The sequence below is a fragment of the Plantactinospora sp. KLBMP9567 genome, from assembly GCF_033446045.1.
GTDB lineage: Bacteria > Actinomycetota > Actinomycetes > Mycobacteriales > Micromonosporaceae > Plantactinospora.
Genome location: NZ_JAWQRR010000025.1, coordinates 1 through 1,737, shown reverse-complemented (window position 1 = coordinate 1,737; position 1,737 = coordinate 1). Strand labels below are relative to the sequence as shown.

3 protein-coding genes are annotated in these 1,737 nt (G+C 69.5%); 2 read left to right on the top strand and 1 reads right to left on the bottom strand.

The features are described 5' to 3' along the window. Window positions 1–107 precede the first annotated feature (107 nt). Window positions 108–407, bottom strand: coding sequence for a hypothetical protein (locus R6Y94_RS20675; RefSeq protein ID WP_318397529.1), 300 nt, complete (start codon window positions 405–407; stop codon window positions 108–110). Window positions 408–730: 323 nt separating this feature from the next. Here R6Y94_RS20675 and R6Y94_RS20670 point away from each other — a divergent pair, with 323 nt between their 5' ends. Beyond that, the gene (locus R6Y94_RS20670; RefSeq protein ID WP_318397531.1) at window positions 731–1,027 is read left to right on the top strand and encodes a metalloregulator ArsR/SmtB family transcription factor; all 297 of its coding nucleotides are present in this window, start codon (window positions 731–733) and stop codon (window positions 1,025–1,027) included. After that, window positions 1,027–1,413, top strand: a complete 387-nt coding sequence (locus R6Y94_RS20665) for a VOC family protein (RefSeq protein ID WP_318397530.1) — start codon at window positions 1,027–1,029, stop codon at window positions 1,411–1,413. The genes R6Y94_RS20670 and R6Y94_RS20665 overlap by 1 nt, the downstream gene beginning before the upstream one ends. Window positions 1,414–1,737 lie beyond the last annotated feature (324 nt).

Here is a 1,737-nt window from a genome sequence, read left to right as displayed (position 1 = left end):
GCGGGGGGGGGGGCGGTTTGCCCGCGGACCCCCCCCCCCCCCCCCCCGGGGGGGGGGGGGGGCCCCCCCCGGGGGCCCCCGGGGGGGGGCCCCGCCGGTCTGCCCGGCTACGACAGCACGCGAATGCTGCCGGGGGAGAAGACCGTGGAGTCGCCGGGCGGGAGGGCTAGCGACGGGAAGCCGGTGCAGAACCCTCCGGTGTAGACCACGATCGTGGCGTCGGTCTGGTTGCTTACCGTGGTGCCGGGCGGGAACGTGGCGTTGACGCTGTGGCAGCCGGCGGCCGGGTCGACCAGGATGGCGCTCGGGCCGGTGGGGCTGCCGATGATGACCCGGCCGGTGGCGGCGAGGCCGGGTGAGGCGGCGAGCCCGACGGCCGCACCGGCCAGCACGCCGACCACGGCCATCCTGGCCGTCCGGCGCCAGGCGCTCGATCGACGTCCCGTCGTACGGGACCGCGTCGGTGCTGCTTCCGTGGTTTCCACGAGAGATCCTCCCCAGGGATCGGAGTGTTGATCGGTGACCGGCCTTCGCCGATGTGTCGCCTCCGAAGCTGGAGCATCGGCGGTCTTCGTCGGCCGGTTGGCTGGCACGCTACGGCTCGGCGACTTCATTTCGCTTTCAGTGGGACATCACCGAGGTGGGGCGGGGGGAGCGCGGCAGGCTCGCCGGCGAGACCGTGCGGCCCTCGCCTTGACAGGCAAGTGACCGCTTGCCTATAACTGTGCTGATGGACGCGAACCCAGACCTGTTCAAGGCCATCGGCGACGCGACGCGACGCACCATCCTGGACGAGCTGGCCGACAAGGACGGTCAGACGCTGTTCGAGATCTGCAGCCGGCTCACCATGAAGCACGGCCTGGGCTCCTCGCGCCAGGCCATCTCGCAGCACCTCGCCGTGCTCGAACAGGCCGGGCTGGTGCGCACCCGGCGGCAGGGCCGGTACAAGTTCCACCACCTCGACACGAGCCCGCTGCGCTCGATCGTCGAGCGGTGGCCCATCGATCGAGAGGAAACGAACCCGTGATCCGTATCAATATCACCAGCGTGCTCGTCGACGACCAGGCCAAGGCGCTTGCCTTCTACACCGAGAAGCTGGGGTTCATCAAGAAGACCGACGAGCCCGCCGGCGAGGCCCGCTGGCTCACCGTGGTGTCCCCGGCCAACCCGGACGGTGTCGAGTTGCTGCTGGAGCCGGACGGCCACCCGGCGGCGGGTCCGTTCAAGAGTGCCCTGGTCGCCGACGGTATCCCGTTCACCCAGTTCGCCGTCGACGACGTGTACGCCGAGGTCGAGCGGCTCAAGGGGCTGGGCGTCGAGTTCACCCAGGAGGCGACCGACCTGGGGCCGGTGGTCACCGCCGTCTTCGACGACACCTGCGGAAATCTGATCCAGATCGCCGCCATGAAGTAGTCGCACACGCCTGCCGGCCCCTGCAGCCCGCCCGATTCGGCTCGAAGGGGTCGGGCGGGCGGCCGAGGTTCGGAGGTGGCGCTCGAGATTATGTGGTCAGGAGGTGGCCCTCTGCCTACGCTTCCTCGGCTGGGTCCCGACCGGGCAGCCCGCCCCACGCTCTCAAGATTCTTGTCGATCTGTGGTTGGTGGCGGACTGTTCAGTCCCATGACATCTGTCGCAGGTTGTGTCCCGGTACATGTGTCACATGATCGGTCTGGTGGGCGGTATGACTGCTGGGCATGGCGAATCGACGTCAGGTCATGACCGCGATGGACGCCCTG

Excerpts from the sequence above, each read along its gene's own strand:
- R6Y94_RS20675 (WP_318397529.1), bottom strand. The coding sequence starts at position 407 with ATGGCCGTGGTCGGCGTGCTGGCCGGTGCGGCCGTCGGGCTCGCCGCC.
- R6Y94_RS20670 (WP_318397531.1), top strand. The coding sequence starts at position 731 with ATGGACGCGAACCCAGACCTGTTCAAGGCCATCGGCGACGCGACGCGA.